This is a genomic window from Microbacterium sp. NPDC077663 (genome assembly GCF_044542795.1).
Taxonomy (GTDB): domain Bacteria; phylum Actinomycetota; class Actinomycetes; order Actinomycetales; family Microbacteriaceae; genus Microbacterium.
The window spans coordinates 391,090-411,004 of the sequence record NZ_JBITVE010000003.1 but is presented as its reverse complement, the minus strand read 5'-3'; the positions used below and the strand labels follow the sequence as shown (position 1 = coordinate 411,004).

Here is a 19,915-nt window from a genome sequence, read left to right as displayed (position 1 = left end):
CGCGTGGCAGCACGCCGTCGGGAGGGCGAGAACCTTCCCGACGACCGCGACGCGCGGGCGCGCTACCGACGCATCCTCCGGTTCGCGGCGAGAGCCCTCGCCGCCACGTGGTGGTTCGAGTTGTTCCTGCCGAGGATCGGTCTCGGGTGGATCGGCGTGCGCGGCCGGTCCGCACGGATGCAGCGCATCGCCCGACGGTTCCATGCGCTCGCGATCGACCTCGGCGGCCTCATGATCAAGGTCGGCCAGTTCATGTCGTCGCGCCTCGACGTCCTCCCTCCCGAGATCACGAAGGAGCTCGAGGGGCTGCAGGACGAGGTGCCCGCCGTGCCGTTCCCGCTCATCAAGGCGGAGGCCGAGGGTCAGCTCGGCGTCACCCTCGATCGCGCGTTCGCGGTGATGGAGACCGCACCTGTGGCGGCGGCATCCCTCGGTCAGGCGCACCGCGCCCGGCTGTCGGCGGAGGATGCTGCCCTGACCGGGCTGGACGCCGTCGTCGTCAAGGTGCAGCGCCCCGGCATCCAGGGCATCGTCGACACCGATCTCGCGGCGCTGCGGCGCGTCGGCCGCTGGCTCAGCCACGTGCGCATCGTGTCGGATCGTGTCGACGCCCCTCAGCTCGTCGAGGAGTTCGCCGAGACGAGCCTCGAGGAGATCGACTACCTGCACGAGGCGGCGAACGGCGAACGGTTCGCCGCGGATTTCGCCGGCGACCCCCGAGTCGGCGTGCCCTCGGTCGTCTGGGAGCGCACGTCGCGGCGCACCCTCACCCTCGAAGACGTCACGGCGATCAAGATCACCGACCACGAGTCGTTGCGAGCGGCGGGGATCGACCCCGCCGAGGTGGCGCAGGTGTTCGCCTCGGTCATGTTCGACCAGGTCTTCACGCATGGCTTCTTCCACGCCGATCCGCATCCGGGAAACATCTTCGTCACCCCGCTCCAGGCGACGGATGCCGCAGACTCAGCGACCCCGCCGTGGCGGCTGACGTTCATCGACTTCGGCATGATGGGCGAGGTCCCACCGAGTCTGCGTGCCGGTCTCCGTCGGCTCATGATCGCCGTCGCCGCGCGCGACGGGGTCGCCCTCGTCCAGAGCATCCGCGACGTGGGCGTCCTGCTGCCGAGCGCCGACACGAGCGAGCTCGAACGCGCCATGACCCAGCTGTTCGCGCGGTTCGGCGGGATGGGGTTCGCCGAGCTGCGAGAGGTCGACCCCCGGGAGTTCCGCGCCTTCGCGATCGAGTTCCAGGACGTCGTGCGGTCGCTGCCCTTCCAGCTGCCGGAGAACTTCCTCCTCATCGTGCGCGCCATGTCGCTCACGTCGGGGGTCTGCAGCGCGCTGGATCCCGCGTTCAATCTGTGGGACGCGGTCGAACCGTACGCGTCGCGCCTCGTCCGCGAGGAGGGCAGGAACGCCGTGACCGACGTGCTGCGTCGCGCCGTGACCTCGCTCACGACCGCCTCGCGCCTGCCCGGTCGCGTCGACGAGCTGATCACCCGGGTCGAGGATCACCGCATCACGCTTCCCGATCCCGCGCTCGAGCGTCGCGTCGCGCGCCTGGAGCACCTGGGTCGGCGCACGCTGTCGGGGCTGCTGTTCGCCGGGCTCCTCGTGGGTGGTGCCGTCATCCGGCCCGACGATCCGGTGCTCGGCGGGGTGCTCATGACGGGGTCGCTCCTACCGCTCGCGCACGCGGTGCTCGCGGGGGTCCTCGGCCGCCGCCGGTGAGCGGGATCGGTGCGGGGCTCGCCGCCTAGGATGAGTCGGGCGCACCGGCCCGACGATGGCGGCGCGCAGAGGAGGCGGCATGGCCGGCAATCGCAGGACCTGGGTGCTCGTCGACGGCGAGAACATCGACGCGACCCTCGGCGGATCGATCCTCGGACGGCGTCCGCAGCCCGATGAGCGTCCGCGCTGGGACCGGATCCTCTCCTTCGTCGCGGAGCGCTGGAACCAGGAGGCCCGCGGCCTCTTCTTCCTGAACGCCTCGATCAACCTGCCGATGTCGTTCGTGCAGGCCCTCCTCGCACTCGGTTACCAGCCCGTGCCGCTGTCGGGCGACCCCGACGAGAAGGTCGTCGACCTCGCCATCCAGCGGACCCTGCGCGCCCTGCAGGATCACGGTGACGATGTCGTTCTCATCAGTCACGACGGAGATTTCGTCGACGACCTCGGTGTCCTCGCCGACGGCTCGCGCCGCATCGGCGTCCTCGGCTTCGAGGAGTTCCGCAACGCCGGGTTCGCTCAGATCCCCGGCATCCGCTTCTTCGACCTCGAGTACGACGCGGGCGCGTTCGATGCGCAGCTGCCGCGTGTGCGCATCATCCCGATCGACGAGTTCGACCCGGAGCAGTTCCTGCGCTGAGCGCGGTCAGGCGAAGCGGACCCAGTTCGCGCCGCGACCGGTCTCGTACCGGCCCTGCAGGTGCAGGTCGGCGCCGTCGACGCGGTAGAGCGACACCGTCGTCGACCGTTCGCCGGCTACCACGAGCAGCGTGCGGTCGTCACTGACGGCGAATCCGCGCGGCTGGTCCTCGGTGACGACGAACCCGGTCGGCTCCGAGAGCGAGCCGTCCTCGGCGATGCGAAGGGCGGCCAGCGTGCTCGCGGTGCGCTCCGACGCCCAGACGACGCCGTCGGTGAGGTGGATGTCCGCGCCCCACACGTAGTGGTTCTCGCGGGGGTCCTCGTCGATGACGCTGTGGCGCAGCTTCTCGGCCGGGTCGTGGGCGGGCGTCGACGACAGCAGGTCGAGGGTGCCGGTCTGCGGGTCGCGACGGTAGCGCAGCACCTCGCCGGTGAACTCCGTCAGGACGTACACGATCTGCTCGTCGTCGCTGAAGGCGAGGTGACGCGGACCGCTGCCGGTCGGGGCCGCGGCCGTCGCCGGGTCGAGCGGCGCGAGGGTGAGGTCGTCGCCCAGCGCGCACTGCGCGATGAGGTCGCTCTCGAGCGAGACGAAGTACGCGTGGCGACCGTCGCCGCTGGCGAGCACCGAGTGCAGCCGCGGAAACCGGAGCTCGGCGGCGGGCGGGCTGACCACGCCGTAGGCATCGACGGCGCACACGATCCCGTACCCGCCGGAGTACGCCGCACCCAGCAGAACCGAACCGTCCCGCGTGAGGGTGAGGTAGTTCATCGCGCCGTCCGGCAGTGACATCCGGGTGAGCGGTGTGAGCTCACCCGTCTCGCGATCGAGGGAGAGGGTGAGGATGCCGGCATCCGGGTTCTCGTCATCCGCCTTCACCGACGCGTAGACGAGGCCGCGCTCGGGATCGACCGCGAAGTTCGAGCAACCGGTGGTGCCCGCGGTCACCGCGAGCCGGTCGAGGCCGGCCTCCGTCACGCGGAACGTGCTGATCGACGATTCACCGGCATTGGCCACGAGGACGAGCGAAGGGGACATACCTCGATCGTAGGCCGACCCGACCGGGCGCCCCGCGGCCCGGGAGTAGGGTCGAGGCATGCGCTTCGTGTCGGACCTCGCCTCGTGACCACGACGCCCCCCGTCTCCCGCACCCCCCGCTACTACCTCGGCGCGTTGGGCATCGGCCTGATGGCCGGCCTCATGTCGGGCATGTTCGGTGTGGGCGGTGGGACGGTGATCGTCCCCCTCCTGCTGACGCTGCTCGTCTTCGATCAGAAGCGTGCCGCGGGCACGTCGCTGGCGGCGATCGTCCCGACCGCAGCCGTCGGCGTCGTGTCGTACGCGGCCGTCGGGGCCGTCGCCTGGGTGCCCGCGCTGATCCTCGCGGCCGCTGCCGTCGTCGGCGCGCAGATCGGGACCTGGCTGCTCGCGCGGCTGCCGCAGAACGCGATCCGCTGGGGCTTCATCGCCTTCCTCGTGGTCGTCATCGTGATGCTCTTCATCGTGGTGCCCTCCCGCGAGGCCGAGTTGCCCCTGACCTGGGTCACAGGATCGGGACTGGCCGTGCTCGGTGTCGTCACGGGTGTGATGGCGGGGCTGCTCGGCGTCGGCGGTGGCGTCATCGTCGTGCCCGCGCTGATGTTCCTCTTCGGCACGAGCGACCTCGTGGCCAAGGGCACGTCGCTGCTCATGATGATCCCGACCGCGATCTCGGGGACGATCGGCAACCTCCGGCGCCACAACGTCGACCTCGTCGCCGCGGGCGTCATCGGCGTCGCCGCGTGCACCACCACCGCCCTCGGTGCGTGGCTCGCCACCCTCGTCGACCCGTTCACCGCCAACGTCCTGTTCGCCGTCTACCTCACCTTCATCGCCGTGCAGCTGGCGATCAAGGCGGTGCGGGCCCACCGCGCCGGTCGCACCCGCTGACCCGGGACCCCGGCGAGCCCGGGCGGTAGGATCGACCGGTGCCCGTGAATCCCGAGTTGCAAGGTCGCGTCTTCCCGCCGACCACCCCGTACCTCGTCGGACGAGAGAAGGTGCGCGAGTTCGCCCGTGCCGTCTTCGCGACCGACCCGCAGCACGACGACCCCGACGCGGCCCGTGCCCTCGGCTACGCAGACGTCGTCGCGCCGCCCACGTTCGCGATGGTGATCCAGGATGCCACGCTCCAGCAGCTGCTCAGCGAGCCGGAATCGGGCATCGTCCTCGAGCGCGTGGTCCACGCCGAGCAGCGCTTCCGGTACACCCGTCCGATCGTCGCCGGCGACGAGCTCACCGGACGGCTGACGGTCACCGGCATCCGCGCCTTCGGCAAGGGCGCGATGGTGACGAGTGAGGCCGAGATCACGGATGCCGCCGGCGACCACGTCGTCACCGCGACATCCGTCCTGCTGGTGGGAGGCGACGAATGACCGACGTGGAGATCGGCCAGGTCGTCGCCGAGCGCACGGTGCACCTGACCCGCGCCTCGCTCGTCCGCTACGCCGGGGCGTCGGGAGACTTCAACCCCATCCACTACAACGACGCCGTCGCCGAACGCGTGGGGCTCCCCGGCGTGCTCGCGCACGGCATGCTGACCATGGGTCTCGCGGTCGAGACGGTCGTCGGGTGGCTGGGCGACTCCGGCCGCATCCTCGACTACGGCGTCCGTTTCACCCGCCCCGTCGTCGTCGACACGGACTCCGGCGCCGACGTCACCGTCGTCGCGAAGGTCGGCGCCGTGGACGACGACGCCGTGCGCATCGACCTCACCGTGTCGCACGACGGCACGACCGTGCTCGGCAAGGCGCAGGTGCGCGTCCGCGCGGCATCCTGATGCCCGAGATCGCCCCCGTTCCGCTGTCGCAGCTCACGACGCTGCGCGTCGGCGGTGCCCCGCGCCGGATGGTCGAGGCGACGACGACGGCGGAACTCGTGGACGCCCTCCGCGACGTGTGGGAGTCGGGAGAGCGCTGGCTCGTCGTCGGCGGCGGTTCGAACCTGCTGTTCGGCGACGACGAGTTCGACGGCACCGCCATCCTCATCCGCACGAGCGGCATCGAGCGGCTGCCCTCGCCCACGCCGGGGCGCGTGCGGCTCAAGATCCAGGCGGGCCACGCCTGGGACGACCTCGTGGCGCAGACCGTGACTGCAGGTCTCAGCGGCATCGAGGCCATGTCGGGCATCCCCGGCACGACGGGGGCCGCTCCCATCCAGAACGTCGGCGCCTACGGGCAGGAGATCGTCGAGACGCTCGTCGAGGTCGAGCTCATCGACGAGGCGACCGGGGATGTCTCGGTGGTTCCGGCATCCGATCTGGGGCTCGGGCTGCGCACCTCGGTGCTGAAGAAGCACTACGGGTCGGTCCCCGAGCGCTCCGCCGTCATCCTGTCGGTCACGCTGGAGCTGACGCAGGTCGGTCACGGCGACGTGCCGGTGCGCGGCGCGCAGCTGCGTTCGGCGTTGGGACTCGAGCCGGATGCCGCGGTCTCGCTCGCGTGGATCCGCCAGACGGTCCTCGACATCCGGTCGCGCAAGGGCATGGTCCTCGACGACGACGATCACGACACGTGGAGCGCCGGTTCGTTCTTCCAGAACCCGATCGTCTCGGCGCAGTTCGCCGCGACCCTGCCGCCCGAGGCGCCGCGCTGGTCGATGGCGCCCGAGCAGGAGGTCGACCGGGTGATCCCGCTCGACCGCTTCGACGGATTCATCCCGCCGCGCGCGGCCGGACCCGCTCCCGTCAAGATCAGCGCCGCGTGGCTCATCGAGCAGGCCGGCATGCGCAAGGGGTTCGGGCTGCCGGGGTCGCAGGCGTCGCTGTCGACGAAGCACGCGCTCGCGCTCACCAACCGCGGACGGGCGCGCGCGGAAGAGGTCGCCGCGCTGGCGCGGCTGATCCAGCAGCGTGTGCAGTCCGAGTTCGGGGTGCTGCTGCAGCCCGAGCCGGTGCTCTTCGACGTCGAGCTCTGACCCGGGCCGCCGCCGGCGTCAGCCGAAGAGGCGCTGCAGGCGCTGGACGCCTTCGAGGAGCTGGTCCTCGCCGAGGGCGTACGACAGCCGCAGGTAGCCGGACGGGCCGAAGGCCTCACCCGGGACGACGGCCACCTCGGCGCGCTCGAGGATGAAGTCGGCGAGCTCGAGCGACGTGTCGATGCGGACGCCGTCCCATTCGCGGCCGAGCAGGCCCGTGACGTCGGGGTAGACGTAGAACGCGCCGAGCGGGTTCGGCACCGCGACGCCGGGGATCTTGGCGAGCTCCGACACGATGAGCCCGCGGCGACGGTCGAACGCCTGCCGCATCTTCTCCGCCTCGTCCTGCGGCCCCGACAGGGCGGCGAGGGCGGCGCGCTGGGCGATGTTGTTGACGTTCGAGCTGAGGTGCGACTGCAGGTTGCCGGCGACCTTGATGGCGTCGGCGGGCCCGATCATCCAGCCCACACGCCATCCGGTCATGGCATACGTCTTCGCGACGCCGTTGACGAGGATCGTCTGGCCGGCGAGCTCGGGCACGGCCTCGACGATCGACACCGAACGGGCGCCCTCGTAGACGAGGTTCTGGTAGATCTCGTCCGTGATGACCCAGATGCCGTGGGCGAGGGCCCACTCGCCGATCGCCTTGGTCTCGTCGGCGGTGTACACGGCACCGGTCGGGTTCGAGGGCGACACGAACACCAGGGCGGTCGTCTTGTCGGTACGTGCGGCCTCGAGCTGGTCGACCGTGACCTTGTACTCCTGGTCGGCGCCGGCGAACACCTCGACGGGCACACCGTCGGCGAGGGCGATCGCTTCGGGGTAGGTGGTCCAGTACGGTGCGGGCAGCAGGACCTCGTCGCCCGGGTTCACGACCGTCTGGAAGGCCTGGTAGACAGCCTGCTTGCCGCCGTTGGTGACGATGATCTGCGAGGGCGACACCTCGAGGCCCGAGTCGCGCTGCGTCTTCGCGGCGATCGCCTCGCGCAGGACCGGCAGACCGGCCGCGGGCGTGTACCGGAAGTTGGCGGGGTCGCGCAGGGCCTCGGCCGCGGCATCCACGATGAATTGCGGCGTCGCGAAGTCGGGCTCTCCCGCGGCGTAGGAGACGACCGGCCGTCCGGCGGCCTTCAGCGCCTTGGCCTTGGCATCGACCTTGAGGGTCGCGGATTCGGCGATGGCGGTCAGTTTACGAGAGAGCGGGGCGCGTTCGGTCACCCTCCGAGCGTACCGTCGGGCCCGTTCCCGCGGGATGCCGACGGCACCGCGTGACGCGGACTCAGCGCGTCGGGCGGGTCAGGATCTCGTTGCCGGATTCGAGGATGGCCACCGTGTGCTCGGTGTGCGCGGTGCGGCATCCGGTCGCGCTGCGCAGCGTCCAGCCGTCCTCGTCGACCTTCAGCTCGTCGGTGTCGACCATGACCCACGGCTCGATCGCGAGCATGAGGCCCGGCCGCAGGCGGTAGCCGCGTCCGGCGCGGCCGGTGTTGGAGACGTGCGGGTCCTGGTGCATCGTCGTGCCGATGCCGTGGCCGCCGAACTCGGTGTTCACGGGGTAGCCGGCGCCGGTGAGCACCTCCCCGATCGCGGCGGAGATGTCGCCGATGCGGGCGCCCGGCTGCGCGGCCTCGATGCCGGCCGCGAGCGCCTCCTGCGTCGCCGTGATGAGCGGGTCGTTCTCGGCGTGCGACCCGCCGCCGACGGTGAAGCTGATCGCGGCGTCGGCCGCGACCCCGCTCGTCTTGATCGCGAGGTCGAGGGTGAGCAGGTCGCCGGCGGCGACGCGCTGGTCGCGCGGGCGACCGTGCAGCACGGCGTCGTTGACGGCGGTGCAGATGTAGTGGCCGAACGGACCGCGACCGAAAGACGGGGCGTAGTCGACGTAGCAGGACTCGGCGCCGGCGCCGAGGATCATGTCCTTGGCCCACGCGTCGATCTCGAGGAGGTTCGTGCCCGGCTTCACGCGCTCCTTGATGCCGTGGAGGATGTCGCCGACGAGTCCGCCCGTCGTGCGGGCGCGGTCGATCTGGTCGGGGGTGAGGATCTCGATCACGAGGCAGTCCGTTCGGTCGTCAGGCGCAACCTCTGATCCTACGCCCGCCCGGAGGGTTCCCAGCCCGACTCCACTACGGTGGATAGGTGAGTGACCCCCAGACCCCGACCGAAACCGCAGACACCCCCGCCCTCCCCGGCTTCGACGAGCTGGGTCTGACCGGTCCCGTCCTCGCCGCGATCAAGGACCTCGGCTACGAAACCCCCTCCGCGATCCAGGCCGCGACCATCCCCGTCCTCCTCGGCGGCCGCGACGTCGTCGGCATGGCGCAGACCGGAACCGGCAAGACCGCCGCGTTCGCTCTGCCGATCATGGAGAACCTCGACCTGACGCAGAAGACCCCGCAGGCGCTCGTGCTCGCCCCCACCCGCGAGCTCGCGCTCCAGGTGTGCGAGGCGTTCGAGTCCTACGCCGCCCGCATGAAGGGCGTCCACGTCCTCCCCGTCTACGGCGGTCAGGGCTACGGCGTGCAGCTGTCGGCACTCCGTCGCGGCGTGCACATCGTCGTCGGCACTCCCGGCCGCATCATGGACCACCTCGAGAAGGGCACCCTCGACCTCTCGCAGCTGAAGAACCTCGTCCTCGACGAGGCCGACGAGATGCTGAAGATGGGCTTCGCGGAGGACGTCGAGCAGATCCTCGCGCAGACCCCCGAGGACAAGCAGGTCGCCCTGTTCTCGGCGACCATGCCGGCATCCATCCGCCGGCTCGCGCAGCAGTACCTGCGCGACCCCGAGGAGATCACGGTCAAGACCAAGACCTCCACGAACACGAACATCACCCAGCGGTACCTGATCGTGTCGTACCAGCAGAAGGTCGACGCCCTCACCCGCATCCTCGAGGTCGAGGACTTCGACGGGATGATCATCTTCGTCCGCACGAAGAACGAGACCGAGACCCTCGCAGAGAAGCTGCGCGCCCGCGGGTTCAGCGCCGCCCCCATCAACGGCGACATCCCGCAGCCGCAGCGCGAGCGCAGCATCCAGCAGCTGAAGGACGGCAAGCTCGACATCCTCGTCGCCACCGACGTCGCCGCGCGCGGCCTCGACGTGGAGCGCATCAGCCACGTCGTGAACTTCGACATCCCGACCGACACCGAGTCGTACGTGCACCGCATCGGCCGCACCGGCCGCGCCGGCCGCACGGGCGACGCGATCAGCTTCGTGACCCCTCGCGAGCGGTACCTGCTCGCCCACATCGAGCGCGCCACCCGTCAGGCGCCCACCCAGATGCAGCTGCCGACGACCGACGACATCAACTCGACGCGTCTCGCCCGCTTCGATGACGCCATCACGGCGGCGCTCGCCGAGAGCGACCGGATCGCGGGCTTCCGTGACGTCATCGCCCACTACGTCCGCAACCACGACGTGCCCGAGCAGGATGTCGCGGCCGCACTCGCCATCGTCGCGCAGGGTGAGACGCCGCTGCTGCTCGACCCCGAGAGCGATCAGCTCGCCAAGGCGCTCGCCGCCGATGCCGAGCGCGGGACGCGCAAGGACCGTCAGGCGCGCACCGACGGTCCGCGCGAGCGACGCGGCAAGGGTGACTTCACGACGTACCGCATCGCGGTCGGTCGCCGTCAGCGCGTCGAACCCCGTCAGATCGTCGGCGCCCTCGCCAACGAGGGTGGTCTCGGCCGCGACGACTTCGGCGCCATCACGATCCGACCCGACTTCTCGCTCGTCGAACTGCCGACGTCGATGGATGCCTCGGTCCTCGAGCGTCTCAAGGACACCCGCATCTCGGGGCAGCTGATCGAGATCCGCCCCGACCGCGGCCGTCCCGGCGGTGAGCGGCCGAAGCGTTCCTTCGAGGACCGTCCGAAGCGCGCGTACGGCGACCGGCCGGAGCGCTCGTACGACGACCGTCCCGCGCGCAAACCGCGCCACGGCCGCGACTGACGGCATCCGCTCGCGTCGGGGCGTTCGAGGATGCCCTTACCCGGCGGCCTCGCCCGTGATCGCCGCGCGGATGCGGTCGATCGGGATCTTCGGCGTGCGGTCGGCGGTCACGAGGCCGTTCGTCTCCTGCAGGGTGTCGCTCAGCTGCGTGTAGCAGAAGCCTGCGAGGGCCTCGCTCGCGTGCACGGCGGCCATGAGGCCCGACAGGCGCTCGGCGAAGTCCTCGGGTGAGGTCGCCGTCGAGTAGCCCCAGGCATCCTCCGCCGACTCGGTGTCGAACGAGATGCCGCCGAACTCGGTGAGCATGACGGGGGCATCCGACACGTCGCCGCTGAGGATGAGGGCCCGACCCGCCGGGCCCACCGAGTCGACGAGGCGGCGGATGTCGGCATCCGTCGCGTACCGCCGCTGCACGACCTCGGGGCGCCACTCATAGTCGTGAATCGCGACGATGTCGGTGTCGACCTGCTCCCAGCCGTCGTTCGACACGACGGGACGTGTCGGATCGAGCGCCTTGGTCAGCGAGACGAGGGCCCGGGCGAAATGCTGCATCCGCGGATCGGTGGCGATGTGCTGCACCCCCCAGCTCTCGTTGAGCGGCACCCACGTGACGATCGAGGGGTGCGACGCGTCGCGCCGCACGACCTCGAGCCACTCGCGCGTCGTGCGCTCGATCGCCGTCGGGGTGAAGGTGTACGTGCCGGGAGCCTCGCCCCACACGAGCAGGCCGAGCCGGTCGGCGGCGAACAGGAACCGGGGGTCCTCGAACTTCTGGTGCACACGCGCCGCGGTGAACCCGAGTGAGCGGATGAGCTCGACCTCCTCGCGCAGCGCCGTCGCGGAGGGGGCCGCGAGGTGGGTGTCGGGCCAGTACCCCTGCTCGAGCACCGAGCGCACGTAATAGGGGCGGTCGTTCAGCCAGAAGCGTCCGCGCGCGACGTGGGCGGTACGGATGCCGAGGTACGAGGCGACGGTGTCGTCGCCCACCCGGATGGTCGCGTCCACGAGCCGCGGATGCTCGGGGGACCACAGCAGTTCCTCGTACGCCTGTCCGTTGGCGAGCTCGGGGACGGCGACGACGACGGTCGTCTCACGCGCGCCAATCGTCACGCTCGCGGCACCGAGGCGGCGGCCCTCGAACGCCAGCTCGACCGAGACCGCGGTCTCGGCGACCGGGCCCGTCAGCTCCAGGTCGACGGTCACCGTGCCGGCGCGCGGGTCGGTCCACCACCGCAGCGCGCCCACGTGCACCTCGGGGACGCTCTCCAGCCACACCGGTTGCCAGATGCCCGACGTCCGGTGGTACCAGATGACGTGCGGGTGATCGAGCCAGTCCTGCTTGCCGCGCGGCTGGGCGATGTCGGTCGGGTCGTCCTCGACCCGCACCACGATCGTGCGACCCCCGGCATCCACCGCGTCCGTGACGTCGAATGCGAAGGGCGTGTGACCGCCCTCGTGCCGGCCCACCGACCGGCCGCCGATCCAGACCTCGCAGCGGTAGTCGACGGCCCCGAAGTGCAGGATCAGACGCCGTCCGTCCGTGTGACCCGCGGCATCCAGGTCGGCGTCGGTGATCTCGCGGGAGTACCACATCACCCGGTGCGGGCCCGTGTCGCCGACGCCCGAGGCGGCGGACTCGGGCGGGAACGGGACGACGATGCGACCCGAACGGATGCCGGTGCCCTCCCAGCCGAGGTGGGCACCGGCATCCTCGTCGTCGAACGCGAACCCCCACGTCCCCGTCAGGTCGGCCCACGCGGGGCGGACGAGTTGCGGTCGGGGGTAGGAGCCGTCCTGCGTGCTCGCGCGGAAGGTGACGTCGTCGTCGGTCATGCGCTCCAGCATGCCCGACGGCGGATCACTCCACGAGGAAGCGCGCGTACACGCCGAGCGTGAGGAAGGTCGGGAACTCCGGCCCGAGCGCGACCTCGCGGAACACGTCGGCCGCGTCGTCGAAACGGTCGTGGTCGTGACGGGGCACCTCGGCGAGCACCTTGTCGACGAGACCCTCGACGTACTCCCGCGTGATCCGCGTGCCGTCGTCGGTCGAGAGGTCCTGGTGGATCCACTGCCAGATCTGCGAGCGGCTGATCTCGGCGGTCGCGGCATCCTCCATCAGCCCGTCGATCGCGACGGCGCCCAGGCCGCGCAGCCACGCCTCGATGTAGCGGATGCCGACGGAGACGTTGCCGTAGACGCCCGCCGCCGTGATCGGCAGCCCGATGCGGCAGTCGATGAGCTGTGCGGGGGTCACCGTGACGTCGTCGCGCACGCGGTCGACCTGGTTCGGCCGCCCGCCGAGGACGGCGTCGAACTCGGCCTGCGCGACCGGGATCAGGTCGGGGTGCGCGACCCAGGTGCCGTCGAACCCGTCGCCCGCCTCGCGCCGCTTGTCGGCGGCGACCTTCTCGAAGGCGTTCCGCGTCGCCTCGGGGTCGCGGCGGTTCGGGATGAAGGCGCTCATGCCGCCGATCGCGAAGGCGCCCCGCTGATGGCAGGTCTGCACGAGCAGCTGGGTGTACGCCCGCATGAAGGGGACGGTCATCGTCACCTGGCTGCGATCGGGCAGGACGAACCGTGCCCCGCGGCCGCGGTAGTTCTTGATCATTGAGAAGATGTAGTCCCACCGCCCGGCGTTCAGGCCGGCTGCGTGGTCGCGGAGCTCGAAGAGGATCTCCTCCATCTCGAACGCCGCCGGCAGCGTCTCGATCAGCACGGTCGCCCGGATCGTCCCGTGCGGGATGCCGAGGTACCGCTCGCTGAAGGTGAAGACGTCGTCCCACAGCTTCGCCTCCTCGGCCGACTCGATCTTCGGCAGGTAGAAGTAGGGGCCGCGACCGTCGGAGATGAGGCGCTCCGCGTTGTGGAAGAAGTAGAGGCCGAAGTCGACGAGCGAACCGGATGCCGCGAGGGTCCGCCCCCGGCGATCGGTGACGTCGATGTGCTTCTCCATCAGGTGCCAGCCGCGCGGACGCATGACGATCGTCGGCGTCCGGTCGGCGGTCACCTCGTACACCTTGCCCTCAGGGCTCGTGTACCGCAGTTCGCCGCGGATCGCATCGCGGAGCGAGAGCTGGCCCTCGATGACGTTCTTCCACGTCGGACTCGTGGCGTCCTCCTGGTCGGCGAGCCAGACCCGGGCGCCGGAGTTGAGCGCGTTGATCGTCATCTTGGGGTCGGTCGGCCCGGTGATCTCGACGCGGCGGTCCTCGAGCCCCGGACCGGCGCCGGCGACCCGCCACTCGGCATCCTCGCGGATGTGGGCCGTGTCGGAGCGGAACGTCGGGTCCTGACCGTTGCCGATCTCGAAGCGGCGCCGCATCCGGTCGGCGAGTCGGTCGTGGCGCCGGCCGCCGAAGCGTTCGTGCAGCTGCGCGACGAAGTCCAGTGCGTCGGGGGTGAGGATCTCGTCGTAGCGCTCGCGGAGCGGTCCGAGGATCGTGAGGGTCGTCGTGGCGGTGGTCGGGCGAGGGGTGTCGATGAGGGTCATGTCGTACTCCTGAGGGAAGGGGATGCCGTGGCATCCGGTCATGTCAGTGGAACTGCGCCGTCTCGGTCGATCCGACCAGGGCGAGGGTGGCGCTGTCGGGGTTGAGCGCCGTGGACACGAGGTCGAAGTAGCCGGTTCCGGCTTCCCGCTGGTGCCTGGTGGCGGTGTAGCCGTCCTTCTCGGCGGCGAACTCCGCCTCCTGCAGGGCCACGTAGGCGGTCATGCCGCTCTCGGCGTAGCCCTTCGCGAGGTCGAACATCGAGTGGTTGAGGGCGTGGAAGCCCGCGAGCGTGATGAACTGGAAGGCGTAGCCGAGCTCGCCGAGGTCGCGCTGAAAGGTCGCGATCTGCTCATCGTCGAGGTGGCGCTTCCAGTTGAAGCTCGGCGAGCAGTTGTAGGCGAGCAGCTTGCCCGGGAACCGGGCATGGATCGCTTCGGCGAATGCGCGGGCGAGTTCGATGTCGGGCTCGCCGGTCTCGACCCAGAGCAGGTCGGCGTACGGGGCGAAGGCGAGGCCGCGGCTGATGACGGCGTCCAGCCCCGGCCGCACCCGGTAGAAGCCCTCGCTCGTGCGCTCGCCGGTCGTGAACTCCTGGTCGCGCGGGTCGACGTCGCTCGTGAGCAGGTCGGCGGCGAGGGCGTCGGTGCGGGCGATGATGACGGTCGGGACGCCGGCGACGTCGGCGGCGAGCCGGGCCGCGTTCAGCGTGCGGATGTGCTGCTGCGTCGGCACGAGCACCTTGCCGCCGAGGTGGCCGCACTTCTTCTCACTGGCGAGCTGGTCCTCCCAGTGGATGCCGGCGGCCCCCGCCTGGATCATCGACAGCGCCAGCTCGTAGGCGTTCAGCGGCCCGCCGAAGCCCGCCTCGGCGTCGGCGACGATCGGGGCGAGCCAGTCGCGGGTCGCACCGCCCTCGGCGTGCTCGATCTGGTCCTGACGGGCCAGCGCGTTGTTGATGCGTCGGACCACCGAAGGGACCGAGTTGGCGGGGTAGAGGCTCTGGTCGGGGTAGGTCTGCCCCGCCAGGTTGCCGTCGGCGGCGACCTGCCAGCCCGAGAGGTAGATCGCCTTGAGGCCGGCGCGCACCTGCTGCACGGCCTGGCCGCCCGTGTAGGCGCCGAGCGCGTTGATGTAGTCCTCGGTGTGCAGCAGGTTCCACAGGTTCTCGGCGCCGCGACGCGCGAGGGTCGCCTCCTCGCGGACCGAGCCGCGCAGCCGGATGACGTCCGCGGCGCTGTAGGTGCGCTCGACGCCGTCCCAGCGCGGGTCGGCGTCCCACTCCGCCTGCAGCTCGGCGGCGGTCTGCGTCTGGTCGCCGGCGCGCATCGGCCGGGCTGCGGGGGTGGTGGGGAAGGTCATGTCGTCCTCCTGACGGTCGGGAGCGGGTCGTGACACCACTGTGCGAGAAGAACACGACCTACTGAGGAGATTCAGTCGGTGAAGATTGCGCCTTCTTCTGTTCACGTGACACACTCCCGGACATGACGATCGACGAAGATCGGGCGGATGCGGCATCCGACCCGCCGGCACCGGGGCCTGACGCGCTCAGCATCGGCCGCCGGATCCGGCAGGTGCGCACCGCCCGCGGCATGACCCTGGACGAGCTGGCCGCGGCCGTCTCGCGCGCGCCGAGCCAGTTGTCCATGATCGAGACGGGCAAGCGCGAGCCGAAGCTGTCGCTGCTGCAGGCGATCGCGCGGGCGCTCGGCACCACGATCGACGCGCTGCTCGCCGCGGAGCCTCTCGACGAGCGCGCGACCCTCGAGATCGCCCTCGAACGCGCCATGAAGGGGCCGACGTTCCAGGCCCTCGGCATCCCGCCGTTCCGCATCGGCAAGTCCGTCCCCGACGGCGTGCTCGAGACGCTGCTGAGCCTGCACGGCGAGATCGAGCGGCTGAACGACGAGCGCTCCGCGACGCCGGAGGAGGCGCGTCGCGCGAACGTGGAGCTCCGACACCTCATGCGGCGGCAGGACAACTACTTCGAGGGACTGGAGGAGCAGGCCGAGCGCATCCTCGGCGCCGTCGACCACCCGGGCGGGCCGCTCACGCAGCGGACCGCCTCCGAGATCGCCGCCCACCTCGGGTACTCGCTGCACTACGTGTCGGACCTGCCGGCATCCACCCGTTCCGTCGCCGACAACCGCACCGGACGGCTCTACCTCTAGAGCACCATCCCGGGGCGGGGCGACTCGCGCACCCCTGTGCTGCAGGCGCTCGCCGGGCGGATCCTCGGCCACGCCGAGCCGCGGTCGTACGCCGAGTTCCTGCGCCAGCGCGTCGAGACGAACTACCTCGTCGGGGCGCTCATGGTGCCCGAGTCTCACGCCGCGGCGTTCCTGCAGGACGCGAAGGCGCGCCGCGCGATCTCGATCGAGGACCTCCGCGACGCGTACTCGGTCTCGTACGAGACGGCCGCGCACCGCTTCACCAACCTCGCGACGCGGCACCTCGGCATCCCGGTCCACTTCTTGAAAGTGCACGAGTCGGGGACGATCACGAAGGCCTACGAGAACGACGATGTCAACTTCCCCGCCGACCGGTTCGGTTCGATCGAAGGGCAGCTCTGCTGCCGGCGGTGGACGAGCCGGGTCGTGTTCGACATCCCCGACAAGTTCAACCCGTACTACCAATACACCGACACCGGCAACGGGACGTACTGGTGCACCGCGCGGGTGGAGTCCTCGAGCGACGGCGCCCATTCGGTGAGCGTCGGCGTGCGCTTCGACGACACGAAGTGGTTCATCGGACGCGAGACGCCGAACCGCGGAGTGTCGCGGCACGGCGTCGAGGTCTGCTGCCGGCGTCCCCCGGCCGAGCTCGAGCGCACATGGCGCGACCAGGCGTGGCCGAACGTCCGGACGCCCCGCACCCTGCTCGCGACCCTGCCGACCGGGGCCTTCCCCGGGGTCGACACGACGGACCTGTACGAGTTCCTCGAGGCGCACGCGCCGGAGTAGGCCTCGCCCGCGGGGCGTCGGAGATCCTGCCGGCGCGCCGTGGCGCGGTCACCGCGGTTGTGGAGGACCTATCGGCTCGGCCGTCCGGCGGAGATATGGGCCGACACGCCGTGCAGAGCGCCTCTGCCCCCGGCGTGTCGGCGGGATCTCCGCCGTTCGGCACGGCGCGGCTCCATACGGCCGCGCGCCCGAACCCTCAGCCCCCGAGTTGCAGGGCCGCCCACACCTCGGCGCGGCCGGCGAACGAGGAGAGGTCGACACCGAGCACCCGCTCGGCGGCGGCGAGTCGCGTGCGGACAGTGTGGCGGTGCACGCCGAGCGCCGCCGCCGCGGCGTCGTTCGAGCCGTCGGCATCCGCCCAGGCGCGCACGGTCTCCTCGAGTCGCCCGCCGTGGTCGCGGTCGTGCCGGCGCAGCGGCTCGAGGAAGGCCGCGGCCACCGTCGGCGCGGTTCCCGCCGACAGGGCCGAAAGGATGCCGCCGGCCCGCACCTCCGCGAACCGCACGACACCGGGGCCACCCGCCCGACCGCGTGCCGCGCGGGCTTGGTCCACCGCCGTCGCGAAGCCGGTGTACGGCGCCGGCTCCGAGACTCCCAGCCGCGCCTGGAAGCGATCGGCGAACTCGCCGAGTCCGGCGGCCGCGGATGCCGGGACCACGATCACGACATCGTCGTCGACGCCGCCGAAGAACAGTCCGCCGTGGCGCTCCTCGGCGCGGAGCTCGAGCAGGTCGAGCAGGGCGTCCGCGCGGCGACCGGCGGCATCCGTCACCGCGACGACCACCGGCGCGGCGGGCAGGGCGCCCCACACGTCACGGGAGATCTGTCGGGCGAGTGCCGGGTCGCCGGTGAGGAGCGATCGCACCATCCCCGAACGGAGCGCCTTGCGGGCGCGCGACAGGCGCTGGTGCTGCTCGAGCGCCAGCCCCGCCATCGCGATCACCGCCGTGACGACGTCGCGACCGGCGCGGTCGAGCTCGCCCGCCGCGATGGCGAGCACGCCGCGCAGCTCGCCGCCGCGTCCGAGGGTCTGCAGCGTGAACGCGTCGGAATCGGAGTGCAGCGACGACCCGGCACGGGCACCGCGCCGGAGCACTGCCCCCACTTCGGTGCGCAGCGTGTTCGCGGCGGTCGCCGACAACGCCCCCACCGGGTGCTCCCGCACGAGTTCACCGGCGGCGTCGTACATCCCGACCCAGGTGTCGAGCTGCTTGGCGAGCTCGGCGATCGTCGCGCCGAGTCCGTCGGGCCGGAGGGCCGCGAGGGCGAGGGCGCGCTGGGCCGAGAGCGCCCACGTGCGCCGCGCGTACGCCTGCGCGGCGACGGCTTCGGCGTTGGCGCGGGCGACGGCGATGAACGGTGTGCTGTAGGGGACCTCGAACAGGGGGAGCCCGACCAGGCGACAGGCCGCCGCCAGACCGGTCGGGATGCCGTCGCGCACGACCTCGGTCCCGAAGCCGAGTGCCGCGACGCCGCGGTCGACGAGGCGTCGCACGTACGCGTCGAACGGGTAGTCCTCGCCGGCGGGGAACTGTGTGCCGGTGGTCAGCAGCACGAGGTCCTCGGCGAGGAACGGGGTGGGGTCGTCCAGGTCGGAGCTGTGCACCCATCGGGTCGCCCGATCCAGTACTCCGGGCCGGAGCGCGTCCTCGGGATCGGCGAGTCGCAACTCGAGTTCGTGGCGCGAGAGCAGCGCGCGCAGGGTCGGGTCGGCGTCTCGGGTGACCATACCGGCTCCCTTCGGGTGTACGCGCTGTACAGCGCTGTCCCGAGAATAGACGCAACGGCGAGTGACCGCGCGTCCGCGTGCCTCTACGCTCGCCGCATGAGCACCTCGACCGCAGCCGTCACCACGCCCCTCGGTGGTCCGTCCCTTCCGCAGGAGCGCCGCCTCACGACCGCGATCCCCGGGCCGCGCTCGCAGGAGCTGCTCTCTCGCAAGGCCGACGCCGTCGCCGCGGGAGTCGGGCACACCGTCCCGATCGCCGCGGTCGCCGCCGGCGGTGGCGTGGTCGTCGATGCCGACGGCAACTCGCTCATCGACCTCGGCTCGGGTATCGCCGTCACGACCGTCGGCGTCGCGCACCCGAAGGTCGTCGAGGCGATCGCCGCGCAGGCGGCGCAGCTGACGCACACCTGCTTCATGATCTCGCCGTACGAGTCCTATGTGGAGGTGGCCGAGAACCTCAACCGGCTCACCCCCGGCGACCACGCCAAGAAGAGCGCGCTGTTCAACTCCGGCGCCGAGGCGGTCGAGAACGCCGTCAAGATCGCTCGCAAGTACACCGGCAAGCAGGCCGTCGTCGCCTTCGACCACGCCTACCACGGCCGCACCAACCTCACGATGGCGCTCACCGCCAAGTCGATGCCCTACAAGAGCGGCTTCGGTCCCTTCGCGTCCGAGATCTACCGCGTGCCGGGGTCGTACCCCCTGCGCGACGGTCTGTCTGGTGCGGATGCCGCGGCCCGCGCCATCTCGATGATCGAGAAGCAGGTCGGTGCCGACAACCTGGCCGCCGTCATCATCGAGCCCATCCAGGGCGAGGGCGGCTTCGTGGTCCCGGCCGACGGCTTCCTCCCCGCGGTCGTCGACTGGTGTCGCGCGAACGGGGTCGTCTTCATCGCCGACGAGGTGCAGTCCGGCTTCGCGCGCACCGGAGCGATGTTCGCGAGCGAGCACTTCAGCATCGTTCCGGACCTGATCACCACGGCCAAGGGCATCGCTGGGGGAATGCCCTTGGCCGCGGTCACGGGACGCGCCGACATCATGGACGCGACGCACACCGGTGGACTCGGCGGCACCTACGGCGGCAACCCCGTCGCTTGTGCGGCCGCGCTCGCCGCGTTGGACGCGTTTGAGAACGACGGCCTCATCGAGCGCGCGCAGCAGATCGAGGCTCTGCTGACGGCACGGCTCGGTGCGATGGCGGCATCCGACCCCCGTATCGCAGAGGTCCGTGGGCTCGGCGCCATGATCGCGATCGAGTTCGTCGACCCCACGACCGGCGCGCCCGACGGTGCGCTGACGGCGGCGGTCGCGAAGGCCTGCATCGCCGAGGGCGTCATCGTGCTCACCTGCGGCACCTACGGCAACGTCATCCGCTTCCTGCCCCCGCTGTCGATCAGCGACGACCTGCTGACCGAGGGCCTCGACGTCCTCGCGCGGGCGCTGAAGACGGTCTGAG

The 19,915-nt window shown here is 71.1% G+C and carries 15 protein-coding genes and 1 pseudogene; 9 read left to right on the top strand and 7 right to left on the bottom strand.

Annotated elements, in window-relative coordinates:
- The first annotated feature begins 3 nt into the window (after positions 1-3).
- Both ACIGEP_RS14580 and ACIGEP_RS14575 read left to right on the top strand, forming a co-directional pair.
- On the top strand, positions 4-1,731 hold the full coding sequence (locus tag ACIGEP_RS14580) for an ABC1 kinase family protein (RefSeq protein ID WP_396662349.1): 1,728 nt from the start codon (positions 4-6) through the stop codon (positions 1,729-1,731).
- Positions 1,732-1,810: 79 nt separating this feature from the next.
- The gene (locus tag ACIGEP_RS14575; RefSeq protein WP_396662348.1) at positions 1,811-2,368 is read left to right on the top strand and encodes an NYN domain-containing protein; all 558 of its coding nucleotides are present in this window, start codon (positions 1,811-1,813) and stop codon (positions 2,366-2,368) included.
- 6 nt (positions 2,369-2,374) lie between these two features.
- On the opposite strand, the gene ACIGEP_RS14570 is transcribed toward ACIGEP_RS14575, so the two are convergent.
- Positions 2,375-3,409, bottom strand: a complete 1,035-nt coding sequence (locus ACIGEP_RS14570; protein WP_396662347.1) for a lactonase family protein — start codon at positions 3,407-3,409, stop codon at positions 2,375-2,377.
- Positions 3,410-3,493: 84 nt separating this feature from the next.
- Between ACIGEP_RS14570 and ACIGEP_RS14565 the strand changes: the two genes are divergently transcribed.
- From ACIGEP_RS14565 to ACIGEP_RS14550, 4 genes are read left to right on the top strand one after another with little or no spacing between them, the layout of a single operon-like run.
- Positions 3,494-4,300 (top strand): sulfite exporter TauE/SafE family protein, encoded by an 807-nt coding sequence (locus ACIGEP_RS14565; protein WP_396662346.1) that lies wholly within the window; start codon positions 3,494-3,496, stop codon positions 4,298-4,300.
- Positions 4,301-4,338: 38 nt separating this feature from the next.
- On the top strand, positions 4,339-4,785 hold the full coding sequence (locus ACIGEP_RS14560; RefSeq protein ID WP_396662345.1) for a MaoC family dehydratase N-terminal domain-containing protein: 447 nt from the start codon (positions 4,339-4,341) through the stop codon (positions 4,783-4,785).
- Positions 4,782-5,189, top strand: coding sequence for a MaoC/PaaZ C-terminal domain-containing protein (locus ACIGEP_RS14555; protein WP_396662344.1), 408 nt, complete (start codon positions 4,782-4,784; stop codon positions 5,187-5,189). Before ACIGEP_RS14560 ends, ACIGEP_RS14555 begins: the two co-directional genes overlap by 4 nt.
- Positions 5,189-6,325, top strand: coding sequence for a UDP-N-acetylmuramate dehydrogenase (locus tag ACIGEP_RS14550; RefSeq protein WP_396662343.1), 1,137 nt, complete (start codon positions 5,189-5,191; stop codon positions 6,323-6,325). Before ACIGEP_RS14555 ends, ACIGEP_RS14550 begins: the two co-directional genes overlap by 1 nt.
- An 18-nt stretch (positions 6,326-6,343) precedes the next feature.
- On the opposite strand, the gene ACIGEP_RS14545 is transcribed toward ACIGEP_RS14550, so the two are convergent.
- Positions 6,344-7,543: a pyridoxal phosphate-dependent aminotransferase gene (locus tag ACIGEP_RS14545; protein ID WP_396662342.1), complete on the bottom strand. Its 1,200-nt coding sequence runs from the start codon at positions 7,541-7,543 to the stop codon at positions 6,344-6,346.
- A gap of 61 nt (positions 7,544-7,604) precedes the next feature.
- On the bottom strand, positions 7,605-8,378 hold the full coding sequence (gene map / locus ACIGEP_RS14540; RefSeq protein WP_396662341.1) for a type I methionyl aminopeptidase: 774 nt from the start codon (positions 8,376-8,378) through the stop codon (positions 7,605-7,607).
- Between the two features lie 86 nt (positions 8,379-8,464).
- Here map and ACIGEP_RS14535 point away from each other — a divergent pair, with 86 nt between their 5' ends.
- Complete coding sequence (locus tag ACIGEP_RS14535) at positions 8,465-10,279, top strand: DEAD/DEAH box helicase (protein ID WP_396662340.1); 1,815 nt, start codon at positions 8,465-8,467, stop codon at positions 10,277-10,279.
- A 36-nt stretch (positions 10,280-10,315) separates the two neighbouring features.
- Here the strand turns inward: ACIGEP_RS14535 and ACIGEP_RS14530 are convergent, their stop codons facing one another.
- Genes ACIGEP_RS14530 through aceA form a run of 3 tightly spaced genes read right to left on the bottom strand, consistent with a single transcriptional unit; the run spans position 10,316 to position 15,129 of the window.
- Positions 10,316-12,112, bottom strand: coding sequence for a glycoside hydrolase family 2 protein (locus ACIGEP_RS14530; RefSeq protein WP_396662339.1), 1,797 nt, complete (start codon positions 12,110-12,112; stop codon positions 10,316-10,318).
- Positions 12,113-12,137: 25 nt separating this feature from the next.
- Positions 12,138-13,769, bottom strand: coding sequence for a malate synthase A (aceB, locus tag ACIGEP_RS14525; protein ID WP_396662338.1), 1,632 nt, complete (start codon positions 13,767-13,769; stop codon positions 12,138-12,140).
- A gap of 43 nt (positions 13,770-13,812) precedes the next feature.
- Positions 13,813-15,129, bottom strand: a complete 1,317-nt coding sequence (gene aceA, locus ACIGEP_RS14520) for an isocitrate lyase (protein WP_396662337.1) — start codon at positions 15,127-15,129, stop codon at positions 13,813-13,815.
- Between the two features lie 122 nt (positions 15,130-15,251).
- Here aceA and ACIGEP_RS14515 point away from each other — a divergent pair.
- Positions 15,252-16,730 (top strand): annotated as a pseudogene (locus ACIGEP_RS14515) (helix-turn-helix domain-containing protein).
- Positions 16,731-16,926: 196 nt separating this feature from the next.
- Here the strand turns inward: ACIGEP_RS14515 and ACIGEP_RS14510 are convergent.
- A complete protein-coding gene (locus tag ACIGEP_RS14510; RefSeq protein ID WP_396662336.1) occupies positions 16,927-18,459 on the bottom strand; it encodes a PucR family transcriptional regulator in 1,533 nt (510 codons plus the stop codon).
- A gap of 96 nt (positions 18,460-18,555) precedes the next feature.
- On the opposite strand from ACIGEP_RS14510, the gene gabT reads away from it, so the two are divergent.
- Positions 18,556-19,914: a 4-aminobutyrate--2-oxoglutarate transaminase gene (gene gabT, locus ACIGEP_RS14505; protein ID WP_396662335.1), complete on the top strand. Its 1,359-nt coding sequence runs from the start codon at positions 18,556-18,558 to the stop codon at positions 19,912-19,914.
- Position 19,915: the final 1 nt, after the last annotated feature.